Origin of the sequence: Rahnella sp. CG8, assembly GCF_023701875.1 — a bacterium.
GTDB classification, from domain to species: Bacteria; Pseudomonadota; Gammaproteobacteria; order Enterobacterales; family Enterobacteriaceae; genus Rahnella; species Rahnella aceris.
This window is the reverse complement of record NZ_JABAED010000010.1, coordinates 92450-115663: the sequence shown is the minus strand read 5'-3', so window position 1 is coordinate 115663 and position 23214 is coordinate 92450. Positions and strand designations below refer to the sequence as shown.

At 54.2% G+C, this 23214-nt stretch carries 24 protein-coding genes and 1 pseudogene; 13 read left to right on the top strand and 12 right to left on the bottom strand.

Features of this window, described 5'->3' with window-relative positions:
- Nucleotides 1–55 precede the first annotated feature (55 nt).
- Nucleotides 56–304: a GlsB/YeaQ/YmgE family stress response membrane protein gene (locus HGO41_RS11770; protein ID WP_013573417.1), complete on the bottom strand. Its 249-nt coding sequence runs from the start codon at nucleotides 302–304 to the stop codon at nucleotides 56–58.
- Between the two features lie 403 nt (nucleotides 305–707).
- On the opposite strand from HGO41_RS11770, the gene bhsA reads away from it, so the two are divergent.
- The 3 genes from bhsA (at nucleotide 708) to HGO41_RS11755 (ending at nucleotide 2225) form a co-directional block, all read left to right on the top strand.
- Nucleotides 708–965: a multiple stress resistance protein BhsA gene (gene bhsA, locus HGO41_RS11765; RefSeq protein WP_013573416.1), complete on the top strand. Its 258-nt coding sequence runs from the start codon at nucleotides 708–710 to the stop codon at nucleotides 963–965.
- A 158-nt stretch (nucleotides 966–1123) separates the two neighbouring features.
- The gene (locus HGO41_RS11760) at nucleotides 1124–1759 is read left to right on the top strand and encodes a LysE family translocator (RefSeq protein WP_014411442.1); all 636 of its coding nucleotides are present in this window, start codon (nucleotides 1124–1126) and stop codon (nucleotides 1757–1759) included.
- A gap of 19 nt (nucleotides 1760–1778) precedes the next feature.
- Nucleotides 1779–2225: a GNAT family N-acetyltransferase gene (locus HGO41_RS11755; protein ID WP_250981047.1), complete on the top strand. Its 447-nt coding sequence runs from the start codon at nucleotides 1779–1781 to the stop codon at nucleotides 2223–2225.
- On the opposite strand, the gene yfcF is transcribed toward HGO41_RS11755, so the two are convergent.
- Complete coding sequence (gene yfcF, locus HGO41_RS11750) at nucleotides 2217–2846, bottom strand: glutathione transferase (protein WP_013573413.1); 630 nt, start codon at nucleotides 2844–2846, stop codon at nucleotides 2217–2219. The two genes, HGO41_RS11755 and yfcF, sit on opposite strands and share 9 nt — an antisense overlap.
- 172 nt (nucleotides 2847–3018) lie before the next feature.
- Here yfcF and HGO41_RS11745 point away from each other — a divergent pair, with 172 nt between their 5' ends.
- Both HGO41_RS11745 and HGO41_RS11740 read left to right on the top strand, forming a co-directional pair.
- Entirely contained in the window at nucleotides 3019–3558 is a 540-nt protein-coding gene (locus HGO41_RS11745) for a hypothetical protein (RefSeq protein WP_013573412.1), read from the top strand.
- Between the two features lie 14 nt (nucleotides 3559–3572).
- Complete coding sequence (locus tag HGO41_RS11740; RefSeq protein WP_013573411.1) at nucleotides 3573–4055, top strand: GNAT family N-acetyltransferase; 483 nt, start codon at nucleotides 3573–3575, stop codon at nucleotides 4053–4055.
- On the opposite strand, the gene HGO41_RS11735 is transcribed toward HGO41_RS11740, so the two are convergent.
- Both HGO41_RS11735 and HGO41_RS11730 read right to left on the bottom strand, forming a co-directional pair.
- Nucleotides 4039–4491 carry a GNAT family N-acetyltransferase gene (locus tag HGO41_RS11735; RefSeq protein WP_112151985.1) on the bottom strand — a complete coding sequence of 151 codons (453 nt, stop codon included), beginning with the start codon at nucleotides 4489–4491 and terminating at the stop codon, nucleotides 4039–4041. The genes HGO41_RS11740 and HGO41_RS11735 overlap by 17 nt on opposite strands.
- Nucleotides 4492–4519: 28 nt before the next feature.
- Entirely contained in the window at nucleotides 4520–5086 is a 567-nt protein-coding gene (locus HGO41_RS11730; protein ID WP_013573409.1) for a helix-turn-helix domain-containing protein, read from the bottom strand.
- A gap of 138 nt (nucleotides 5087–5224) precedes the next feature.
- On the opposite strand from HGO41_RS11730, the gene HGO41_RS11725 reads away from it, so the two are divergent.
- From HGO41_RS11725 to HGO41_RS11705, 5 genes and pseudogenes are all read left to right on the top strand, one after another.
- A complete protein-coding gene (locus HGO41_RS11725) occupies nucleotides 5225–6427 on the top strand; it encodes a benzoate/H(+) symporter BenE family transporter (protein WP_013573408.1) in 1203 nt (400 codons plus the stop codon).
- Nucleotides 6428–6549: 122 nt separating this feature from the next.
- Nucleotides 6550–7581 carry an L-idonate 5-dehydrogenase gene (idnD, locus tag HGO41_RS11720; protein WP_014411439.1) on the top strand — a complete coding sequence of 344 codons (1032 nt, stop codon included), beginning with the start codon at nucleotides 6550–6552 and terminating at the stop codon, nucleotides 7579–7581.
- Between the two features lie 87 nt (nucleotides 7582–7668).
- The gene (locus tag HGO41_RS11715; protein ID WP_013573406.1) at nucleotides 7669–8265 is read left to right on the top strand and encodes a DJ-1/PfpI family protein; all 597 of its coding nucleotides are present in this window, start codon (nucleotides 7669–7671) and stop codon (nucleotides 8263–8265) included.
- Nucleotides 8266–8396: 131 nt separating this feature from the next.
- Nucleotides 8397–8939, top strand: a pseudogene (locus HGO41_RS11710) (isochorismatase family protein); the annotation flags it as partial.
- Between the two features lie 47 nt (nucleotides 8940–8986).
- Nucleotides 8987–9901: a GlxA family transcriptional regulator gene (locus tag HGO41_RS11705; RefSeq protein ID WP_250981046.1), complete on the top strand. Its 915-nt coding sequence runs from the start codon at nucleotides 8987–8989 to the stop codon at nucleotides 9899–9901.
- Nucleotides 9902–10099: 198 nt separating this feature from the next.
- On the opposite strand, the gene HGO41_RS11700 is transcribed toward HGO41_RS11705, so the two are convergent.
- The gene (locus HGO41_RS11700) at nucleotides 10100–10642 is read right to left on the bottom strand and encodes a YjaZ family protein (RefSeq protein ID WP_071823615.1); all 543 of its coding nucleotides are present in this window, start codon (nucleotides 10640–10642) and stop codon (nucleotides 10100–10102) included.
- Between the two features lie 163 nt (nucleotides 10643–10805).
- Nucleotides 10806–11801, bottom strand: a complete 996-nt coding sequence (locus tag HGO41_RS11695; RefSeq protein WP_217244445.1) for an acyltransferase — start codon at nucleotides 11799–11801, stop codon at nucleotides 10806–10808.
- A 235-nt stretch (nucleotides 11802–12036) separates the two neighbouring features.
- Between HGO41_RS11695 and HGO41_RS11690 the strand changes: the two genes are divergently transcribed.
- Nucleotides 12037–13275, top strand: coding sequence for an MFS transporter (locus HGO41_RS11690; RefSeq protein WP_013573401.1), 1239 nt, complete (start codon nucleotides 12037–12039; stop codon nucleotides 13273–13275).
- Nucleotides 13276–13404: 129 nt separating this feature from the next.
- Here HGO41_RS11690 and exaC read toward each other — a convergent pair whose 3' ends face one another.
- From exaC to fdnG, 6 genes are all read right to left on the bottom strand, one after another.
- Nucleotides 13405–14943 (bottom strand): acetaldehyde dehydrogenase ExaC, encoded by a 1539-nt coding sequence (gene exaC / locus HGO41_RS11685; RefSeq protein WP_013573400.1) that lies wholly within the window; start codon nucleotides 14941–14943, stop codon nucleotides 13405–13407.
- A 101-nt stretch (nucleotides 14944–15044) separates the two neighbouring features.
- The gene (locus HGO41_RS11680; protein WP_013573399.1) at nucleotides 15045–15686 is read right to left on the bottom strand and encodes a glutathione S-transferase; all 642 of its coding nucleotides are present in this window, start codon (nucleotides 15684–15686) and stop codon (nucleotides 15045–15047) included.
- Nucleotides 15687–15771: 85 nt separating this feature from the next.
- Nucleotides 15772–16677 carry a formate dehydrogenase accessory protein FdhE gene (gene fdhE / locus HGO41_RS11675; RefSeq protein WP_112151989.1) on the bottom strand — a complete coding sequence of 302 codons (906 nt, stop codon included), beginning with the start codon at nucleotides 16675–16677 and terminating at the stop codon, nucleotides 15772–15774.
- On the bottom strand, nucleotides 16674–17327 hold the full coding sequence (gene fdoI, locus HGO41_RS11670; protein ID WP_112197178.1) for a formate dehydrogenase cytochrome b556 subunit: 654 nt from the start codon (nucleotides 17325–17327) through the stop codon (nucleotides 16674–16676). The genes fdhE and fdoI overlap by 4 nt, the downstream gene beginning before the upstream one ends.
- Nucleotides 17324–18235 carry a formate dehydrogenase subunit beta gene (gene fdxH, locus HGO41_RS11665; protein ID WP_131638504.1) on the bottom strand — a complete coding sequence of 304 codons (912 nt, stop codon included), beginning with the start codon at nucleotides 18233–18235 and terminating at the stop codon, nucleotides 17324–17326. Before fdxH ends, fdoI begins: the two co-directional genes overlap by 4 nt.
- 12 nt (nucleotides 18236–18247) lie before the next feature.
- Entirely contained in the window at nucleotides 18248–21295 is a 3048-nt protein-coding gene (gene fdnG, locus HGO41_RS11660) for a formate dehydrogenase-N subunit alpha (protein ID WP_250981045.1), read from the bottom strand.
- Between the two features lie 145 nt (nucleotides 21296–21440).
- Here fdnG and fdhD point away from each other — a divergent pair, with 145 nt between their 5' ends.
- Nucleotides 21441–22283, top strand: a complete 843-nt coding sequence (gene fdhD, locus HGO41_RS11655; RefSeq protein ID WP_250981044.1) for a formate dehydrogenase accessory sulfurtransferase FdhD — start codon at nucleotides 21441–21443, stop codon at nucleotides 22281–22283.
- Between the two features lie 210 nt (nucleotides 22284–22493).
- On the top strand, nucleotides 22494–23114 hold the full coding sequence (gene sodA, locus HGO41_RS11650) for a superoxide dismutase [Mn] (protein WP_013573393.1): 621 nt from the start codon (nucleotides 22494–22496) through the stop codon (nucleotides 23112–23114).
- Nucleotides 23115–23214: the final 100 nt, after the last annotated feature.

The window sequence follows — 23214 nt, the reverse complement described above, 5'->3', positions numbered from 1 at the left end:
CACAAAAAAGCCGCGACTTGCGCGGCTTTTCACATCTCAACCTAAGGTCGACACCTTAGCTTCTGACTTTACGGTAGATAAACAGTACGACGATCGCACCAATCACGGCGACCACGAAGCTACCGAAGTTGAATCCGTCTACGCGACCAAAACCGAAGAAAGTACTGATATAACCACCCACAACGGCACCTACAACACCCAGGACTACGGTCAGAATGAATCCGCCGCCATCTTTGCCCGGCATGATCCATTTCGCCAGAATACCTGCAATCAGACCAAAGATAATCCAGGATAAAATTCCCATTTTCGACTCCTCCGAATAAATTTCCGTTACCGTGAATATTGTTCAGCCAAATTAGCCAAACAAGAGCAGAACGTTTCAGGCTCTGCGAGCAGAACGTGTGTTTTGCACGAACGCCCTCTTCTTGAACTGCAGATAAAGTCTAGCACCCTTTCTACAAAACCGCCCAAAATCAGCAGGAAGGGAAGAAATGCAGAGAAACCTAAGGCAGTTTCAGGCTGTGTCAGCACGAATGCGGTTTCGTCAGCTACCCGCATTCGCACGTAAAATTGCGTAAAAAGTAGACCAAATATTTTGAACAAGATACTCAAATCAATCCGTTTTTCATCTCCGGGTATCACGCCTATTATACATTCATCGAAAGGCAACCACCTTTCACTCTCATAACCTGAATGGATAAATCATCATGAAAAACGTCAAAATTTTTGCTGTAGCTGCAACCCTTTCCCTGATTTCTTTCGGCAGCTTCGCGGCTCAGCAGATTACTCAGCCATCAAGTGACATGCAGAAAATTGGGGTGATTTCCGCCGCCAACTCCACCTCTATCAGTGGCCTGGAAGCGAAACTTTCACAACAAGCGAAAGATGCCGGTGCATCTTCTTACCGCATCATCTCCGTGACCGGGAACAACAAACTGCACGCTGACGCTGAAATCTACAAATAATCGTCTGCGCGAAAACCCTCTGAAAAGCCTGTGGAAGCCCGACTTCCACAGGCTTTTTTATTTGCCAGTATTTTTATGCCGAATTTCATTTAAATTCGCGATTGCATCTCTGCCGTCCGCTTCACTATTCTGGTTTTTTCGCTCATCAGGAAAAGCCAATGACCGTTACCGAATCCCTGCTTTCTTACGCGCTTGCCGCTGGCATTTTAACCCTCACCCCCGGTCTCGATACCGCACTGGTGCTGCGCACTGCCGCCAGTCAGGGCAGTAAAAAGGCGCTGTCCACCGCTTTTGGCATCAGCACCGGTTGTCTGGTCTGGGGCGCGATGGTAGCACTTGGCCTCGGCGCCGTGCTCGCTGCCTCTGAAATCGCCTTCAATGTCTTGAAATGGATCGGTGCCGCGTATCTGGCCTGGCTCGGCCTGCAGATGTTGTTCAACCCCCGCAACGAAATGAACATGGATGCGCCGCAAAGCCGCCGCACCGCCTTACGCATCGGGAACTCGCCGTTCGTTAAAGGCCTTTTTGGCAACGTGCTTAACCCGAAAGTCGGTGTGTTTTATGTCTCTTTTCTGCCGCAGTTCGTCGCCACCGGCTATCCGGTCGGGCCGTACATTTTCGGCCTCGCCGCCATGCATGCGGTGATCGGGACGTTATGGTCGGTCACCATGATTTCGGCCACCCGCCCGCTGTCGCGCTGGTTGCGCCGTCCGGCAGTGGTCAGAACGCTGGACCGGCTCACCGGCACCGTGTTTATCGCTTTTGCAGTTCGCCTCGCTACGACAAAACGTTAACGGAAAAAGGAAAAATGTCATGAAGACTCGTCTCACCCATGCCCCGACCGAAAGCGATCTCGAGGAGATCAAAACGGCACTGCGGGATTTCAACAGAAACTTTATCCCGAAACCGACCTTCCGCGAGTTAGGCATTTTCGTGGAAGATGAGAATGGCAAGAAACTGGCCGGTATCGTGGCTGAAACCGTCGGCTACTGGATGTCCATAAAGATGCTGTGGGTCGATGAAACGCTGCGCGGCAAAGATGTCGGCACGCAGCTCATCAGGGAAGCGGAAGAGGAAGCCAAAGCCCGGGGTTGCCGTTACTCGCTGGTTGATACGTTCAGTTTCCAGGCCCGGCCTTTCTACGAACGTATGGGCTATAGCATGCAAATGGCGCTGGAGGATTACATCCCTGATTCCCGCGCGCCGGACGATGCGCCCTCGACGCATACGCGGTTCTTTCTGACGAAAACGTTAAGCTGAAAGCGCCAGCCATTCCTTCACCGATGGCCGCTGCCATTGCGCCTCTGCGTAAGCGGCCAGTTTCTCCGGCAGCGGATCGCCGTTCAGATGCAGACGATTAAGCATCAGCGCCAGATCCACGTCCGCAATACACCATTCGCCAAATAAATATTCTTTGTCGCCCAGCAAAAACGCGGCGGCGGCATACAGTTTTTCAGCCGCCTGCTGTCCGCTTGCACTGAGCGCCGGACGTTTCGCACCGGCAAAAACCACTTCCGTTGAACGCTCTTCGCGAATAGGCATCAGATCGCTGCGCAGCCATGCCTGTACTTCACGGGCCTTGGCGCGGTTTTCAGGGTCAGCCGGGTAAATGGCCGGGAACGTGGGCGCAGGGAACAACTCTTCGACATATTCATCAATCGCAGAGGACTCGGATAACACAAACGTGCCATTGGTTAATGTCGGTACGCGGCGGGTGACGGAAATCGCCGAATAATTTTCCTTCAGGTTTTCCGCGTTAGCCAGATCTACCTTTTCCAGTTCAAAGGGAATGCCTTTTTCGGTCAGCGCGACAAAAGCAGACATCACGTATGGGCTGAAAAAATTGGCATCGGAATACAAAATCAGCGAAGGCTGGCTCATGGCAAACTCCTGAAAGAAATAAAACAAAGGAAGAAAAACATAGCGCAGAAAACAGTTTGTGTCGCCCGGTCAGGTAAAAGAGTACCCCGCAAAGATAAACGTTCGCATCCTGCGCACGTCTCCCTATACTGCTGTTATGTCGGCTGATTCAGCACCTGTTCAGGAAACTCCTATGAAGTCATGGCTCTTACCTCTTTTGCTGCTTGCACCGCTCTGCTCGCAGGCGGCATCTACGCCGAAAGAAATCAAAGCGCGGTTCAGCCAGTTTAAGGTCGGCGATAAAACCATTTGCCTGGATGATGTGACTTACGCCAACAACAGCAAAATGAAAGTTATCGAGAACGGCTTCGTGGTTTCGAAACGCAAGAATGTGCTGGTTTATCAGAGCAACACCTTATTTCTGCTCGGTAATGACATCACGGTGAACATCAAGGCCGTGATTGAAAGCAAGGCGGGGAAAACAGGATTCCGTAATCAGTTTAAACAGGCGATGATCCGGGTCGACGGGATGGATGATCCGACGCGCGCCAGTGAAAAAGCCAAAATCATTCAGTCTTTTGAAGACGTGATTTCAGATAAAAATAATGAAACGCCCTACAGTTCAGTGGCGCTGACCGATAAAGGCTACATCATCACGCAGATGGAAAGTCATTCCACCACCATCAGCGAATGCTACGTCACGCCTTATAAGAAGCCGGAAAACAACAAATAAATCAGAGGGAAAGGATGACTATTTTAGCGCCGATGAGTGCTGCGTTTTACCAGGGTTTCGCAGAACAGCTGGCAAAAGATTATGCAGAAGAGAACGTAACAGCCGGTCTTTGGCAGGCGGATACCGCGCTGGAACGGGCTCGCAGTTCTACGCAAAGTGCACTGCCGCAAGGTATTGATACGCCGGATCAGTATCTTTTTGAGATTAAAACCAAAGAGAACGGCGAAACAGCGGGCTATTTATGGTTTTCCAATGTGGAACGTTATGGCGTGCGCAGCGCGTTCGTGTACGAACTGACGGTGTATCCGCAATTTCGCCGTCAGGGTCATGCAGCGGCAGCGTTCAGATTGATGGAAGAACGCCTGCAGGAACAGGGTTGTGTGGCAATTGAACTGAATGTCTTTGCCAGCAATCCCGGTGCGCAGGCGCTGTACGCCAGCCTCGGTTACGTCACAACGAAAATGAATATGCGTAAACCACTTAACGGGAATATTTAATAAATTCGGTCAGCGTACCAATACGATCATACAGTTTGCGGGCAGTATGATTTGAGGTCTGGGTAGTCCAGTAGACGTTGGCTTTATTGTTTTCGTCGGCGTAAGCATAAACCGCTTCAATCAGTTTTTGCCCGATCCCCAGTTTGCGGGCGCGGTCGTCAACGTACAAATCCTGCAAATACACCACCTGCTGCATGTGCCAGCCATGATCGTGATTGATACAGTTCACCAGCCCGACCAGTTTTCCCTCGTACTCCGCCACATAGCCAAACATGCTGGCGTAATCAGGCTGTGATAAACGCTGGAAAGTGTAATCAAATTGCGCCGGATCGAGCTCCGACTGGTAAAAATCCAGATAATCACGCCATAACGCTTCCCAACCTTCGCGGTCTGCGGGGGTTAACAGACGGATCATCACATCGTGCGGCTGGCTCATCGGGCATTCTCCTCAGGAAATGAAAACGTTACGGGCGTGACTGCGGATAATGTATCAGGTCGTGGAAACGCACGGAATGACCGCTTTCATTGCGGTAAGCGTGCGGACAATCGGCAACAAAACGCAAAGCTTCACCGGCGCTGAGCACGCGCGTCACACCGTCAACCGTCAGCGTCAGTTCACCTTCGATAACAATCACATGCTCAATCACTCCGGCTTCGTGTGGTGTGGATTCGCTGCATCCGCCCGGCTCGAGATCGATAACAAACATGTCCATACGCAGCGTGGTATCGAACGGAAACAGCGGCACCACGCGCATGCCCGAAGTGTCACTGTTGAACGTAGTCAGTAAGCCGTGGCGATGCAACGCCGCTGACTGCGCGGGCGGCGTTTCGAGAAATTCCGAGAACGAAACATTCAGGCCGCTGGCGATTTTCCACAGCGTCGCGACGGTCGGGCTGGATTCGCCGCGCTCGATTTGCCCGAGCATCGCCTTGCTGACGCCGGTATGTTCTGCCGTCTGGCTGAGACTCCAGCCGCGTTCGCTGCGCACGGCTTTCAGCTGGCTGCCAATATGGTGGGTGAGTTCCTGCATCCTGACTCCTCTGGCAATCGTTTTTACCGATCGCGATTGTGCGTTATAACGCACAGTGATATCTTGAGCGCAGCAGATGTGCGCTATAACGCACAACAGCATACCGCCAGCGTCCGCTAACCAGAAGGAATTTCGCCCATGGCCTCGCGTCTCAGTTTGCAGAATTTAACGTTTTCGGCGGTAATCGCCGGATTTGTCGCGGTTTTAGTCGGGTATACCAGCTCCGCGGCGATTATCTTTCAGGCGGCGGAAGCGGCGGGCGCCAGCGTAGCGCAGATTGGCGGCTGGCTGAGTATGCTCGGGCTGGGCATGGGCGTTACCAGCATCGGGCTATCGTTGTATTACCGCACGCCTGTGGTGACGGCCTGGTCAACGCCCGGTGCGGCGCTGCTGGTGACCAGCCTGCCCGGCACTTCGCTTAACGAAGCCATTGGCGTATTTGTGTTTGCCACCGGGCTGATCCTGCTGTGTGGCGTGACCGGTTTATTCGCCAGACTGATGCATTACATTCCTCAGGCGCTGTCAGCGGCGATGCTCGGCGGTATTCTGTTGCGTTTCGGGCTGAACGCCTTTACCTCACTGCAAAGCAATTTTGCCCTCGCAGGGACCATGTGTCTGGTGTATCTGCTGGCAAAACGCGCCCTGCCGCGCTATGCGGTGGTAATGGCGCTGGTTGCCGGGCTGATCGTCGCCGCATTACAGGGTGATATTGCCCTGCACGGTCAGACGCTGACCTTCGCCGCACCGGCGTTTGTGATGCCGCATTTCACACTTTCCACCATTATCGGCATTGGCATTCCGTTTTTTGTGGTGACCATGGCCTCACAGAATGCGCCGGGCATCGCCACACTGAAAGCGCACGGCTACCATCTGCCTGTTTCGCCACTGATTTCCTGGACAGCGCTGACTGCGTTAGTTTTAGCGCCGTTCGGCGGCTTTACCATCTGTATCGCCGCCATTACCGCCGCGATTTGTATGGGTGAGGATATTCATCCTGATCCCAAAAAGCGCTATATGGCGGCCGTCTCGGCAGGCGTTTTCTATCTGATTGCGGGCGTGTTTGGCGGTTCCATCGGCATGGTCTTTACTGCGTTGCCGGAGGCGCTGATCCACACCATCGCCGGGCTGGCGCTGCTCGGCACCATTGCTGGCAGCCTGTACCGCGCGCTGGAAAATGAGCGTCAGCGCGACGCGGCAATCATTACGTTTCTGATCACTGCTTCCGGCGTCACGCTGCTGGGAGTCGGTTCGGCATTCTGGGGGCTGGCCGGTGGTGTGATAACCCATCTGATCCTCAGCATTCCGGCGCGCAATCGTGATAAATCTGCCGGGAAAAGTTGAGTCCGTTCAAGTTATGGGTAACAGGTTTTCGTAACACGGCGCAAAGTGACGACGATCACATTTTATGACCGGCAAACCCTCTTTACTGGGCGCAATCAGGCCCTTTAAAGAGCGAGAATTCCATGACTATTGCCACACAATCCTGCGTCGTAACCGGGAAAAAAGACGTTTCGGTGATCAACCAGACCCTCGACTACACCGGAGCAGGTACACTGGTGAAAATCACCCGCGGCGGCATCTGCGGCTCGGATCTGCATTATTACGAACACGGCGCGGTGGGTGATTTCAAAGTGCGCGAGGCGATGGTACTCGGCCACGAAGTGGTGGGTGTGGTGGAGAAATCGGATACCCCGCGTTTGCAGCCTGGTCAGAAAGTGGCGCTGAACCCGAGTAAGCCGTGCAAAGCCTGCAAATACTGTCTTTCCGGCGACGAAAATCAGTGCACCACCATGAAATTCTTCGGCAGCGCGATGTATTTCCCGCACATCAATGGCGCGTTTACGCAGTATAAGATCGTCGACAGCAACCAGTGCATTCCTTACGACAATCAGGTCAGTGACCGTCTGATGGTGTTCGCCGAGCCGCTGGCCGTCGCCATTCATGCCGTCAATCAGGCAGGCGATATTCATGGCAAAACGGTGTTTGTTTCCGGCGTCGGTCCGATCGGTTGCCTGATCGTGCTGGCGGCGAAAGCCAAAGGCGCCGCGCAAATCGTGGTGACGGACCCGAGCGAACGTTGCCGCACGCTGGCACTGGCGGTGGGTGCAGGTAAAGCGCTGGACGCCGCACAGGGTGATTTCAGTGAATATCAGGCGGAGAAAGGCTTTTTCGATGTCTCCTTTGATGCCTCCGGCCACCCGTCTTCCATCCGCCGTTGTCTGGAAGTGACCCGCGCGCGCGGCACGCTGGTTCAGGTCGGCATGGGACCGGTGGTGAATGAATTCCCGCTGATGATGCTCATTGCCAAAGAAATTAACTGGGTCGGCAGCTTCCGCTTCACCGAAGAATTCAACACGGCGGTCGAATGGCTGGCGAATAAAACGGTCGATCCGATGCCGCTGCTGTCGGCGGAATTCCCGCAGGAAAGCCTGGTGGAAGCGCTGGAATACGCCCTGGATAAATCCAAAGCCTCGAAAGTGCAACTGGTTTTCTAACCGGGTCTGCAATACCAGTCACAATATCAAAACACCGTTTCATTTTATTATGTCCTCTGATTTTTATCCTCAGAGGACATTTGCATTATGGTAAAGGACAACGCGAAAAAGCAGGTCGCTCTGCTGCTGGCCGACGGATTTGAAGAAGGTGAAGCGGTAATTGTGCTCGATATTCTCGAGCGGCTGGAGATTCAGGTCACCACATTAGCCTGCCAGAAAAGCCTGACGCTGCGCACCTATCACGGCATTCAGATGCAGGCCAACGAACTGCTGTCCGCGCAGGGTGATCGTTTATTCGATGCCGTGGTAATGCCCGGCGGGCCGGAAGGTTCAGTGGCGCTGGCGGCCAGTAAAGAGGTGGTGGAATTTGTCCGCCGTCATGACGACGCCGGGAAACTGATTTGCCCGCTGTGCTCCGCTGCCGCGCGCGTACTGGGCGGAAACGGGCTGCTGAAAGGTCGTCGCTATGTCTGTTCCGGCGATTTATACAAAGACGTGAAAGACGGCGTTTACGTCAATCAGTCGTTTGTAGAAGACGGCAACTTACTCAGCGGCAAAGGATTAGGGCTGGCGTTTGATTTTGCGTTTCAGCTTGCGTACCGCCTGACCGGCGACGCTGAAACGACCAATTTCCAGGCCGACCATATCGACTATCACCACTGGCGCGCCGATCAGAAGCTTTGATCAAAAAATTCCGAACCGACGGCGGATGGCGCAGGTCGTCCGCCCTGGTCAGCATCATGTCCGTTTTTGGCATTCTTCTCATTTCAATTCAGGCGCACACTGGCTTCACACTCACCAGATGGAGTCCGGAAATGACCCAAAGCGCCCTGTTAAATATCGACGTTCAACGTTCCTTCGAACATAAAGACTTCTGGCAGCAGGATGATTTACCGGCTTTCAGCGCAGCATTAACCCGCCTGATTGATGGTTGTCAGGCCCGCAACGTGCCGGTTATCGACGTGTTTCACGTCAATCCTGATGGCGACTTTTCGCTGGCTTCCGGTCTGGTTACGCCGATGACGTTCCTCACACACCAGCCGCAACATGTCGTCCATAAACACGTCCACAATGCCCTGACGGAATCCGGCCTCGACGGCTGGCTGCGTGATAAAGGCATCACGCATCTGATTATCGCCGGTATGCGTACCGAGCAGTGCTGCGAAACCACGGCCCGCGTGGCGTCCGACCTCGGCTATTCGGTGACTTTTGTCACCGAAGCGACACTGACCTTCCCGATGACCCACGCCAGCGGACTCACGCTGAGCGCGCAGGAGATCAAATTGCGTACCGAACTGGTGCTCGACGACCGCTTTGCCACCCTCACCGACGTGACCGGTGCGCTGGCGGAACTTGACCGCGTTGTGTGAAGATAGCGTTTTCCCTTGCGGACGGATGAAGCACTATGCAGCGAAATGTCTACTTTGTGACGCTCCCCGGCGTGATGTCGTTAGATCTCACCGGCCCGGCGGAAGCGCTGCGCCTGAGCGGGCAATTCCGGCTGCACTACATCGGGCCGCAGCCGGAAGTCATGATGTCTACCGGCCTGATGGTCAGCCATTTGCAGCCACTGCCGCAAAGCCTGCCAGAGGGCAGCATTCTGATCATGCCGGGCGTGGCGGAATCCGCTGAAAACTTCAGCTCAATGGTGGCGCAGACGACCTGCGACTGGCTGCATCAGCAGAAAAGCGCCATTGAAGCGGGGAATTTAACGCTGGTGTGTATCTGCTCCGGCAGCCTGCTGGCCGGAAAAGCCGGGCTGCTCGACGGCTATCAGTGCAGGACACATCACGACGTGATCGGGCAGTTGCGCCAGCAGGTACCCGCCGCACAGGTAAAAGATAACCGGATATTTGTTGAAGACCGTTCCGTGCTGACCAGCGCGGGCATCAGCGCCGGTATCGATCTGGCACTGCACCTGATCGCCACGCATCTGGGGCCACAGGCGGCGCTGGATGTCGCCCGCGAAATGGTGGTCTATTTTCGTCGTGGCGGTGATGATCCGCAACTCTCTCCGTGGCTGCGTTACCGTAATCATCTGCACCCCGCCGTTCACCGCGCACAAAATCTGATGGCCGCCGAACCGGAATCCGCCTGGCAGGTGGAAGAGGTCGCTGCCAGAGCGCACATCAGCGCACGCCACCTCACCCGTTTGTTCCGCCAGCATCTGGGTATCAGCGTGCGTGACTACCACGAGCAACTGCGTATCGCCGTGGCACAACAGCGCCTTCAGCAGGGATCAGGCATCGAAAAAGCTGCCCTCGCCGCCGGATTTTCGTCCGCAAGACAATTGCGCCGTGCGCAGGAGCGGTGGCGTTAAACGCAAGGCTGATTGCAAGTTGAGCATTAATTGAGTAAAATTTTATCCGCTGACGATTTGTGGGACTGAATGGCTACGCTAAACAGTACGTCGGTGTCTGCCTGTAAAGGCCGCTGGCCGTGCCGCGATAAGATGAAAATCCAAAGACCTCCGCCTGAAGCTGTAAAAACAAAAAAGCGACCCCGTGTCGCTTTTTTGTTATCTGCGCCTTGTTGGTAATTTAAGACCTTTCATCCTCGCATCAAAAATATGCCAAAAACTGAACCATCCATTTACGCCCACCGGGCCAGCCCATTTCTCTCTCGGGTAACTTGTCATCACTTTTAATCGTATGTCACCCACCGGATGTTTATTTTTTGTTATTTCAAAAAACAAACAATAATCCACACCCATATAATGTGTTTCCAGATAATAAAATGTTTCCTGATGCTGATGCAACGCCCGGCCTAATAACGCATTTTCATTAATGAGTTTATTTATAAGCTCGGGTAAGCGGAATGAATATGAATGACGTTGCGGACAAAAATATCGCTGATGCTTTCCGGGAGCATGAGGATAAACCCACAACTCAGATTCTGCCTGATGCGCCGTGAAACAATGATCAGTGTAGACCACAAAAATCCGTAACTTACGGGTTGGAAAATCGTCACTGGCTGGCCTGACAGCAACAATTGTCGATGCCCGAAGATGATCAAGCGTATAAATCACACCATTTATTTGAAAGGGCGGCCAGAATGTCATGATAATTTGCCTGGATAAGTGAAGCGAAATAATATCCGGAACAAAATGACAAAGATAATGAAAGAGATTAATCGTGACGTGCCGATTTAATAAAATGAGGAGGAATGAATTGATAATATAATGCACAACCATTCATGATGTGTATAAATAATCAATATTGTTTTCAGCTCACCCAATTTCGCCGGTCTATTTTCCCCAGCCCCATCGCCAGTAATAATCCACCACCCAGTCCGCAGATAAACAAAAAGGCGATGTTCAGCAGCGGATATTGCGGAAAGTCGAGATGCTGGCTGCGCAGGCCAATGATGATCAGTGCATGAAAGCCGTAGATGGCCAGGGAATGACGGGAGATCGGGGCAAATCCCGGCAGCATGCGGTGTGTCAGCGCGTTTTTGAACACCACGAACAGCGCGATGGCGGAGATAAACACCAGCGGGCCGCTGTAGACGTAAAAAGTGTCGGCGAAATTCTGGTTAATTTGCATCTGCCGGTACGTACCCGTGGCAATCGCCAGCGTGCTGAGGATAAACAGGGCGCTGGCGGTAAGCGTGATTACCATTTTTTCAGTATTGAGCTGGCTGATGGCGCGGCCCATCAGGGCGTAAAGCACGTAATAGAAGGTATCGCCACTGATGTATAAATCCAGCGGCAAAAGATGGATTTTCTGCCATGTCACGGCAGGCATTTGCGGATTCGCCAGGACGCCAAGCAACGTCCCGGCGATCAGCAGGTATCTGCCGGATACGGCTTTAACGTTAATCAGCGGGGAAATCAGGTAAATCACGATAATGGCGTAGAAAAACCAAAGATGGTAAAACACCGGCTTTTCCACAATCAGACGCAAAGACGGCCAAAATCCTATTTTTGTCATCGTGAGGATATACATCAGCGAGACGGCGCTGTAGAACAGCAAACATAATGTGACGCGCCAAAAATGCCGTTTTTGCGCACTTTTTTCACCCAAAAATAGCGCACCGGAAATCATAAAGAACAGCGGCACACAGACGCGCGAGGCGGAATTGAGCAGGTTTGCCACTGTCCATTCAGCGGTATGGACCGCAGCGAAATTGACCACCAGCGAGGTGCTGGCGTGGATCATCACCACCATCATGCAGGCGAGCCCACGCAGATTATCTATCCAGCTGATTTTTTGGCTCATTCCCTGCAATTTCCTTCTTACCGATGGTTGTTGGCAGCGTAGCCAGCTTTTGGAGGGCTAACAAGGCAAAAGTGCCGTTCTCAGATTGTGCTGAACGTGAATCTGAAGATTGCGTTGCGCTCAAATAATCGGCAAAATAGCCAGCATTACTGCCTCGCTTGCGAAACCCGCCCGGACAGTCTCTTATTTTCTGCTAATTTTCAACCGATTAGCCTTACGTCTGTGAATAACTAAAATGCATAATTCTCCAAATACTGCGTCCCTTCTGGGTCGGCAGGCGCTTTTGTTCCCTCTGTGCCTGGTGCTGTTCGAATTCGCGACTTATATCGGTAACGATATGATCCAACCGGGCATGCTGGCCGTCGTGGCTAATTTTAATGCCGGGGAAGAATGGGTGCCAACATCCATGACCGCTTATCTGGCTGGCGGCATGTTCCTGCAATGGCTGCTCGGGCCACTGTCAGACAGGCGCGGGCGTCGTCCGGTCATGCTGGCGGGCGTGAGCTTTTTCATCATCACCTGTCTGGCCATTTTGTTCGTACAAAACATTGAACAGTTTATGGTGATGCGTTTCCTGCAAGGCATCAGCCTGTGCTTTATCGGCGCGGTCGGCTACGCCGCGATACAGGAATCCTTCGAAGAATCGGTGTGTATTAAAATCACGGCCATGATGGCGAATGTCGCGCTGATTGCGCCGCTGCTCGGGCCGCTGGCCGGTGCGGCGCTGATCCACATTGCCCCGTGGCAGTCGATGTTTGTAATTTTCGCCGTGCTCGCCGCTATCGCGCTATGGGGATTGTGGAAATCGATGCCGGAAACAGCTTCCCGCCTTGGCGAACCGTTCTCGATGCCAAGCCTGCTGCGCGATTACAAGCACGTGCTGAAGAACCGTCAGTTCGTATGCGGCGCGCTGGCGATTGGTTTTGCCAGCCTGCCGTTGCTGACATGGATTGCACAGTCGCCGGTGATTTTAATCAGCGGCGAAGGCTTAGCCGCTTACGATTATGGCCTGTTACAGGTGCCGATTTTCGGCGCACTGATTATCGGTAACGTTACGCTGGCGCGCCTGACGGGCAAACGTACCGTCGAATATCTGATTAAACTGGGCGCAGGCCCGATGGTGGTCGGTTTGCTGATCGCTGCGGTGGCTACGATGTTTTCTGCGCATGCCTATCTGTGGATGACCGCCGGTCTGAGCCTGTATGCGTTCGGAATTGGTGTGGCGAATGCCGGTTTGTACCGCCTGACGCTGTTCTCCAGCGACATGAGCAAAGGGACTGTCTCCGCCGCCATGGGCGTTATCAGCATGATGATTTTCACGGTTGGGATTGAGCTGGCAAAAGTGGCTTATGTCGAAGGCGGTGCGGGGATGTTTAACATGTTCAACCTGATCAGCGGCCTCGCCTGGCTGGCGCTGGTGGTGGTTTTCCTGCGCAGCCGTCAGGTGGTGCTGCCGCCGAACAGCGTGGTGTGATTTCGTACTGAGTCGCCTGCAAAACCCCCTCCCCGCCTCCCCCTTCGCAGGGGGAGGAGTAAAAACGCCGACCTGCCCCCTCCCCTGCGAAGGGGAGGGCTGGGGTGGGGTATTAATGGCAACTCAGAATCAGAAAAGCCCCATCGGTTTACTCGAATAACTCACCAGTAAACATTTCGTTTGCTGATAGTGATCCAGCATCATCTTATGGGTTTCTCGCCCGATACCGGATTGTTTGTAACCGCCGAACGCCGCATGTGCCGGATAGGCGTGATAGCAGTTGGTCCAGACACGGCCAGCCTGAATGTTGCGCCCCATATGATACGCCACGTTGCCGTCACGGCTCCAGACACCCGCCCCCAGCCCGTAAGCCGTATCGTTGGCGATTTGTAACGCCTCATCCATATCTTTGAATGTCGTTACCGCCAGCACCGGTCCGAAAATTTCTTCCTGGAAGACGCGCATGTTGTTTTTACCCAGCAAGATGGTCGGTTGCAGGTAATAACCCTCGTTCAGCGAACCTTCAAGTTTCTTCTTCGCACCGCCGGTCAGGACTTCCGCGCCCTCATTTTTACCGATTTCGATGTAATCCAGAATGGTTTTCATCTGTCCGGCAGACACCTGCGCGCCCATCTGGGTTTCCATATCCAGCGGGTTACCGGTTTTGATCGCTTCCACGCGTTTGATTGCCCGTTCCATAAAGCGTTCGTAGATGGACTCCTGCACCAGCGCACGGCTCGGACAGGTACAGACTTCGCCCTGATTGAAGGCAAACAGCGCGAACCCTTCCAGCGCTTTGTCGAAGAATTCGTCCTCTTTATCCATCACGTCGGCGAAGAAAATATTCGGCGATTTACCGCCCAGTTCCAGCGTAGCCGGGATCAGGTTTTGTGCAGCATAGCCGGCGATCCGCTGGCCGACTTCCGTCGAACCGGTGAAAGCGACTTTGGCGATACGTTTGGAGGTCGCCAGATATTCGCCGATTTCCCCGCCCGCGCCGTTGACCACGTTAATGACGCCAGCAGGCAGAATGTCCTGCACCAGTTCCATCAGCAACAGAACCGACAGCGGCGTCAGTTTGGCCGGTTTGAGTACGATGCAGTTACCTGCCGCCAGCGCCGGTGCCATTTTCCAGCACGCCATCAGCAGCGGGAAATTCCACGGGATAATTTGTGCCACCACGCCCAGCGGTTCGTGGAAATGATAGGCCACGGTTTCGCTGTCGATTTCGCTGATCCCGCCTTCCTGTGCGCGTACGCAGGAGGCGAAATAACGGAAATGGTCGATGGCTAACGGCACGTCTGCACCACTGGTTTCGCGGATCGGTTTGCCGTTATCCCAGGTTTCGGCATTTGCCAGCAGTTCAAGATTTTGTTCCATGCGATCGGCGACTTTCAGCAGTAAGTTTGCACGCTGCTGCACCGGCATTTTTCCCCACGCGTCTTTGGCTTGATGGGCGGCATCCAGCGCCAGATCGACGTCATCGGTGCTGGAACTGGCCACTTTACACAGCACTTCGCCGGTAACCGGCGTCAGGTTGTCGTAATACTCTTTTTTTACCGGCGCGACCCATTCACCGCCAATAAAGTTGTCGTATTGTTTTTTGAGTTTCAGCGGGAAACCGTATTCTTCCGGTTTGACGGCATGAGGATTTTTATCATAGGCCATGATGGAACTCCTTTATGCAACAGGGATTAGCAGAGCGCTGCACAAAGCTTAGGCTTTAAAAATCTCACCGGCAGATTGTAAAGAGAAGTCTTCGAGCGGCCTCACACCTTTTTCGCTGCAAAGCTGGCGTTACCACTTCCGGGGGGTGTGGTGCGCGCAAAACTCTCGCGCTGGAACAGGCGTTCAACCAGTTTTACCAGTTCGGGATGCTCGACACACCAGCCCGGCGCAATACGCCGGAAGTTGAGATAGCCCAGACAACAGGCGACGGCAATATCGGCCACGTTGAGGCTTTCAGAATTGAGCAATGTACGGTTTGCCGCATGCTTTTCCAGCGCATCCAGCCCGCGCAGCAGTTTTTCCCGCTGGCGCAAAACCCAGGCTTCGTTACGTTTATCCGCATCGCGGCGACCTTCCAGCACCAGCGCCACGGCAGCATCAGTGACGCCGTCGGCCAGCGCTTCAATTTGCTTCACGCGTAACGCTTCCAGCGGCTGCCACGGCAACAGCGTGGGCGCGACATTCATCAGTTCGATGAACTGCACAATGATCGGGGAATCATAGAAAATTTCGCCATCATCGGCGACCAGCGCGGGGACTTTTCCGAGAGGATTGTACTGCGTGATTTTGCAGCCAGGTTCGTGGGGGGTGTCATTAATGAAATCAAACGGGATGCCTTTTTCCAGCAACATCACAGAAATTTTGCGTACATACGGGCTGGTATAACTGCCGATCAATTTCATCAGACCCTCCTCGTTTTCGCCGGAACCTCTTTTAAAGCTAGCAGCCATGCCGGGGTTTACCAGTCACGGCTGCCAGATTAACAGGTTACCCGGCGGGAAACAGGAACGGGTTGATGCCGCTGCCGGAAAATCCTTTATCTTCCATCCGGTCATCGAGCAGCAGCGTGGCGAGGTCGTCCGCCACGGCGTCTGCCTGCGGATCTTTATCCTGATAAATCACTTTCAGGTACGCGCCGCAATCGTCACAGGCTTCGGCTTTCACCGTCGCCTGCTCATCGTCGATAGACCAAAGGTTCAGATGCTCCATTTCATCACAGTTGCTACATTTGGCGCGCACCACATGCCACTGGCTTTCACACAGATTGCAGTGCAGATAGCGCAGGCCACCGGCATTGATCACCGCAGACACAGGAATACTGCCGCAGACCGGGCAGAACTGACGATTTTCGCCATAATCCGCCCGCCCGACACCCCGCAACTGCGCCGCCATCTGCGCCCAGTACAGCGACAACGCGGCCCAGATAAACGGGGCTTCATCGGCCGGAACGTGTTTGAAATCCTGATTCAGCAACTGCGTCGCCATCATTTCCCGCTGCAGGCTCGGGGAATGTTCGAGGCGCTCAAGTACGCCGGACACCGGCTCTGATGCGCCATGTTTGAGCACCAGGATCAGCGCATCCAGCAAGGTCAGCCAGTGCGGCGTGCGCGGAAACAGACGGCAGTCGAGTGGCGGTTTACCGGCCGCTTTTTCTAATTCGCCACTCAGGTCGATACTGAGCGGAAACTCTTTCAGCACGCGCTGCTGGGCGTCGCAAATCGCCGCAGCAAAGTTCAGATATCCGTCGAGCGGGCTGTTTTCAGCCAGCGCGCGCAGACGATCGGCGCGGCGCTGATACCGTGTTTTCAGGTTGGCGAACAGTACCGGCGGGATGTTCCCCGCCGTGGTTTTACCGTCTGTCAGTTCGTCCTGTTGAACAATCTGGATGCTCATCCGGCTTTCCTCTTATCTTGTTCTTTTTTCAGCTCTTCAGCACGCACCTGACGATACCAGCGCGGATGGTGATACTTCGCCCACGACGCGGGCACTTTGCCGCCGGTCATGGCCGAAATCGACCCTTTCGCCCAGGTCGCCGCGTAGACGTGCATGATGATCACCAGAATCAGGCCAATACCGGCCAGTGAATGCACCAGCAGCGCCAGACGGATCAGCGGGATCGGGAAGTAACCAGCAAACCACGGACGCCAGATCATGACGCCGCTCACCATCAGCAGCACAAGGCAACTGATCGCCGCCCAGAACACGCATTTCTGGCCGAAGTTATAGCGGCCTGTGTCGCCGACTTCATGATTGGTCAGCACTTTGCCGATATTTTTCGCCCATACAATGTCATCTTTTTCCGGCAAGTTGTGCTTCCAGTAGCGGAAGAACATACCGAGGAAAGAGACGAACATCACCACGCCGAAAAACGGGTGCAGGATACGCGCCAGTTGCGGGGTGCCGTAAACGTTCATCAGCCAGTTAAACGACGGGAAAAAGAAGCCGATGCCGCTGAGCGCGAGCGTCACAAAACAAAACGCCACGATCCAGTGATTGAGACGTTCCACCAGGTTATAGCGCTGGATTAACTTCTCTTTTTTCATGAGCGTTTCTCCTCATCGTCATGTTTATCTTCCCCTTCCGTATGCTCTTCCTCTTTCACGTAATTCGGCCCCACGCCGAGGAAGTGGAATGCCGCCGCGGCGAAGGTCACTGCAAAGCCGACGGCGGCCAGCGGTTTCCAGACACCTTTCCACAAGGTAACCGCCGCGCTGATGGCCGGATCTTTTGGCAGGCCGTGATACAGCTCAGGATTGTCGGCGTGATGCAGCACGTACATCACGTGCGTGCCGCCAACGCCCTGCGGATCGTATAAACCGGCATGTTCAAACCCGCGGCCTTTCAGCTCGCTGACGCGTTCTGCAGCCAAATCCTGCATCGCGGTTTTAGTGCCAAAATGAATCGCACCTGTCGGGCAGGTTTTCACACAGGCCGGTTCCTGGCCGACGCTCACACGGTCAACGCACAGCGTGCATTTGTAGGCACGGTTATCCTGTTTGTTGATGCGCGGAATGTTGAACGGGCAACCGGCGATGCAGTAACCGCAGCCGATGCAATGTTCTGACTGAAAATCGACGATGCCGTTGGCGTACTGCAAAATCGCGCCTTCCGCCGGACAGGCTTTCAGGCAGCCCGGATCGGCGCAGTGCATGCAGCCATCTTTGCGGATCAGCCATTCCAGCTTGCCGTTTTGTTCCACTTCGGAGAAACGCATCACCGTCCAGGATTTCGCACTGAGATCCATCGGGTTATCGTAAACGCCGGTATTAAACCCGACGTCATCGCGCAGGTCGTTCCATTCGGAACAGGCGACCTGACAGCCTTTACAGCCGATGCAGGTGGTGACATCGATGAGTTTCGCCACTTCCTGCTGATGATCACGGGCACGCGGCGCTGGCGTGAACCCGTTGGTTGCGGACTTACGAAGTATGTCCTGTGATTGCATTGCCATAATTCGCCTCCGTTAGACCTTTTCCACGTTAACCAGGAACGCCTTAAACTCCGGCGTTTGCGAGTTAGCGTCACCGACTGACGGCGTCAGCGTGTTGGCTAAATAACCTTTACGCGTCGCGCCTTCAAAGCCCCAGTGGCAAGGGATGCCAATGGTATCAACGTGCTTACCGTCGATGGTCAGTGGCCGGATGCGTTTGGTCACCACGGCTTTCGCCACGATGAATCCGCGCTTCGAAGACACTTTCACTTCATCGCCCTGCGCAATGCCCTTCGAGGCGGCCAGACCTTCGCCGATCTCGATAAACTGTTCTGGCTGCGCAATGGCGTTCAGCAACGCGTGTTTGGTCCAGTGGCGGAACAATTCGGTGATCGAATAGGTGGTCGCCACATACGGGAAGTCTTTGGCGGTGCCCATATTCGGCAAATCGCTGGCAAAAATGCGTGCGACCGGATTGGAAATCACCGCCGGATGCAACGGGTTAGTGCCAATCGGCGATTCGATCGGCTCGTAATGCTCAGGGAACGGGCCGTCGGCCATTTTGTCAGTGGCAAACAAACGGCCGACGCCTTCCTGTTGCATGATGAACGGCCCGACACCGGACCCCGGCGCGGCGGTGCTGTAATCCGGGACATCAAAACCAATCCACTTCGCGCCATCCCAGCGGATGATTTCGCGTTTCGGATCCCACGGCTGGCCCTGCGGATCAGCGGACGCACGGTTATACAGAATGCGGCGGTTGAGCGGCCAGCACCACGCCCAGCCGGACGTACAGCCCAGACCGGAAGGATCGGCGTTATCGCGGCGCGCCATCTGGTTACCGGCTTCCGTCCAGCTTCCCGTGTAAATCCAGCAGAAACTGGCGGTGCTGCCGTCATTTTTCAGATGGGCAAACGTCGAAAGTTGCTGGCCTTTTTTCGCCAGCAGATTGCCCTGGTCATCATGAATATCAGCCAGCGCTTTGCCGTTGGCTTCGCGGGCGATTTCTTCCGGCAGCGGGTCGAGCGGATCCTGATAATCCCACGCCATATTCATTACCGGCAGCGGATTGGCACCGCCCTCTTTCTGGTACAGCTCACGCAGTTTCATAAACAGACGGGCGATAATTTTGCCGTCGTGCAGCGCTTCACCCGGTGGCTCAGAGGCCTGGAAGTGCCATTGCAGCCAGCGACCGGAGTTCACAATCGAACCGTTTTCCTCTGCAAAACAGGAAGACGGCAGACGGAACACCTCGGTCTGAATATCGGCGGTCTGCACGTCGTTCATTGCACCGTGGTTTTGCCAGAAGTTTGAGGACTCAGTCACCAGCGGGTCGATCACCACCATATATTTGAGTTTCGAGAGTGCACGCGAGGATTTGTTTTTGTCCGGGAAGGCCGCCAGCGGGTTGAAGCCCTGCACGATATACCCGTTCAGCTTGCCTTCGGTCATCAGCTCGGCCTGTTGCAGCACGTCGTAGCTTTTGTCCCATTTCGGCAGCCAGTCAAAGCCCCAGTCATTTTCCGCCGTGGCGTGATCGCCCCAGAAGCTTTTCATCATACTGACGAAAAAGTTCGGTGTGTTTTTCCAGAAATTGACCTGTCCATCCACCAGCGGTGCGGGCGTAATCTGATGCAGATAATCAGTGAAATTAGTCTGTTTTTCCGACGGCAAAGGCATGTAACCCGGCAGGTTCAGCGACAGCAAACCGAGGTCGGTATAGCCCTGAATATTGGAGTGACCGCGCAGGGCATTGACGCCGCCGCCCGGCATTCCGACGTTGCCGAGCAGCAACTGGATCATCGCCGCACAGCGGATGATTTGCGCGCCGCCGGTGTGGTGCGTCCAGCCCAGCGCATAGAGGATGGTCGAGGTTTTATCGCGTGCGCAGGTTTCCGCCAGAATCGAGCTTATCAGCAGAAAATCTTCTTTCGAGGTGCCGCACAGGCGCTCTACCAGTTCCGGCGTGTAACGGGAAACATGCTCTTTCAGCAGATTCCACACACAGCGCGGGTCCTGTAAGGTTTTATCCTGTTTCGCGAAGCCTTTTTCATCGAGCTGATAGTGCCAGCTTTCTTTGTTGTAGGATTTTTTCGCCGCATCGAAACCGCTGAACAATCCGTCATTAAATTCGTAGTCTTCACGCACCAGCAGGCTGGCGTTGGTGTATTCCCGGACGTATTCAGTCTGAATTTTATTGTGGGTGATCAGATAGTTGATCATGCCGAGCAGGAAGGCGGTGTCCGAACCGGCGCGGATGGGCGCATAAATATCGGCCACGGCGGCACTGCGGTTGAAACGCGGATCGACGACGATGACTTTGGCGTTATTTTTGGTTTTGGCCTCAATCACCCATTTGAATCCGACCGGATGCGCTTCTGCCGCATTTCCGCCCATAATTAAAATGACGTTGGCGTTTTTGATGTCGACCCAGTTGTTCGTCATCGCACCGCGACCAAAGGTTGGCGCTAATGCCGCCACGGTCGGGCCATGACACAGACGGGCCTGACAGTCGATCGCCACCATACCCAGCGCGCGGGTGAATTTCTGATCCAGCAGACCGGTTTCATTACTGGCCGCAGAAGAACACAGCATGCCGGTGGTCAGCCAGCGGTTGACCGTCACGTTGTTTTCATTTTTCTCGACGAAGTTGGCGTCGCGGTCATCTTTCATCAGGCGGGCGATACGGGAAATCGCCTCGTCCCACGTGATGCGCTGCCATTTATCGGAACCGGGAGCGCGGTATTCCGGATATCTGAGACGGCCTTCGCTGTGGATGTAATCCAGCACGCCTGCGCCTTTCGGGCACAACGAGCCACGACTGACCGGATGATCGGCGTCACCCTCTACGTGGAAGATATTTTCAGTGACGTTTTTCGCGCCATCGCCCTGGCTGTAAATCAGTATTCCGCAACCTACGGAACAGTAAGTGCAGTTGTTGCGGGTTTCACGGGAGCGAAGCAGTTTGTATTGGCGGGTTTCCGCCAGCGCCATGGTAGGAGTAAATCCTAATAATGCCGCCGTGGTGCCGGCCATACCACCCGCACATATTTTGAATAATTGTCTTCTGCTGACTTGCATGAAAGACTCCTTCCCATCATCTGTTAACACATTGCTTTTCAAATTGGCGCTTTCCGCAGCTGATGCGGAAGCGTTAAAATTAAAGCCAAGTACCCATAGTTTTTGTACGGCTTATGTAGCCGGAATGTTTATAAGGTTATTGCTAATGGATGTCCATCAAGTAAACGAACTGGGCGAAAAAGATGACAAAAAAGTGACTCAGATCATCGGAGCCAGCCAAAAAACGGTGATGCAGCGCGCACATCTCAATGAGCCGGAAGATGACTGGATTGCTCAGGAAGTGCCCGTTGCGCTGGTTTATAACGGCATTTCGCATGTGGTCATGATGGCTTCACCGAAAGATCTGCAGGCCTTTGCGCTGGGCTTTTCGCTGTCAGAAGGGATTATTGAATCGGTCAGTGATATTTACGGGATGGAGGTGACACCAAACTGTAACGGGATTGAGGTTAACATCGAATTATCGAGCCGCCGTTTCGCCGGGCTGAAAGAACGCCGCCGCGCCATGGCAGGCCGCACCGGTTGCGGCGTCTGCGGCATCGAACAGTTAGGCGATTTATTCCGCCCGCTCGCGCCGCTGCCGTTCAGTCAAACCTTTGATCTGGCGAATCTGGACAACGCGCTGCACCAGCTGAAATCCGTGCAGGAAATCGGCCAGCTTACCGGCTGTACCCACGCCGCCGCGTGGATCACGCCGGAAGGTGAATTACTGGGTGGCGGCGAAGATGTGGGCCGTCATGTAGCTCTCGATAAAATGCTCGGTATGCGTGCCAGACAAAACGACTGGATATCCGGCGCCGCGCTGGTATCAAGCCGCGCCAGCTATGAAATGGTGCAGAAAGCCGCGATGTGCGGCATCGAAATCCTGTTTGCCGTCTCCGCCGCCACCACGCTCGCAGTCGACGTTGCCGAAAAATGCAATCTGACGCTGGTCGGTTTCAGTAAACCGGGACGGGCAACGGTGTATACGCATCCGCAGCGGTTACGTTAACTCTCTCTAAGCACCGCGTGCCTTTAGACAATTTAGGATTGTTTGCGGTTATCTGGTTCTAAGCCCCGTATAACAGGCGCTTACGAGTACCCGCACAAAGCATGGAGCATAGATAATCATTTTCAATATCATTTAATTAACTATAATGATCCGACTGATTACGCGGTGCTCACAATGACGGTGCCGCCCTACACTATGGAGACGATGAACATGAGTTATTCACTGCCATCACTGCCTTACGCATACGACGCACTCGAACCGCATTTCGACAAAGAAACGATGGAAATCCATCACACTAAACATCACCAGGCTTACGTGAACAACGCTAACGCTGCGCTGGAAAGCTTGCCGGAACTGGCTGCACTGCCGGTTGAAGAACTGATCACCAAACTGGATCAGGTTCCTGCAGACAAGAAAGTTGCACTGCGTAACAACGCAGGCGGCCACGCTAACCACAGCCTGTTCTGGAAAGGCCTGAAAACCGGCACCACCCTGCAGGGCGAACTGAAATCTGCGATCGAACGCGATTTCGGCAGCGTTGACGCTTTCAAAGAAACTTTTGAGAAAGCAGCGACCACTCGTTTCGGTTCAGGCTGGGCATGGCTGGTACTGAAAGACGGCAAACTGGCGGTTGTTTCTACTGCTAACCAGGACAGCCCGCTGATGGGCGAAGCCATTTCCGGCGCTTCCGGTTACCCGCTGCTGGGCCTGGACGTGTGGGAACACGCTTACTACCTGAAATATCAGAACAAACGCCCTGATTACATCAAAGCCTTCTGGGCTGTTGTAAACTGGGACGAAGCAGCAAAACGTCTGGCTGAAGCGAAGTAATTTCGCCCTGCCGCCCTTCGCGGGCATGATGATGTTTTCGCCAATGGCGGGTCAGTGACCCGCCTTTTTTATGTCCTGAATTTGTATGCATGATCACTGT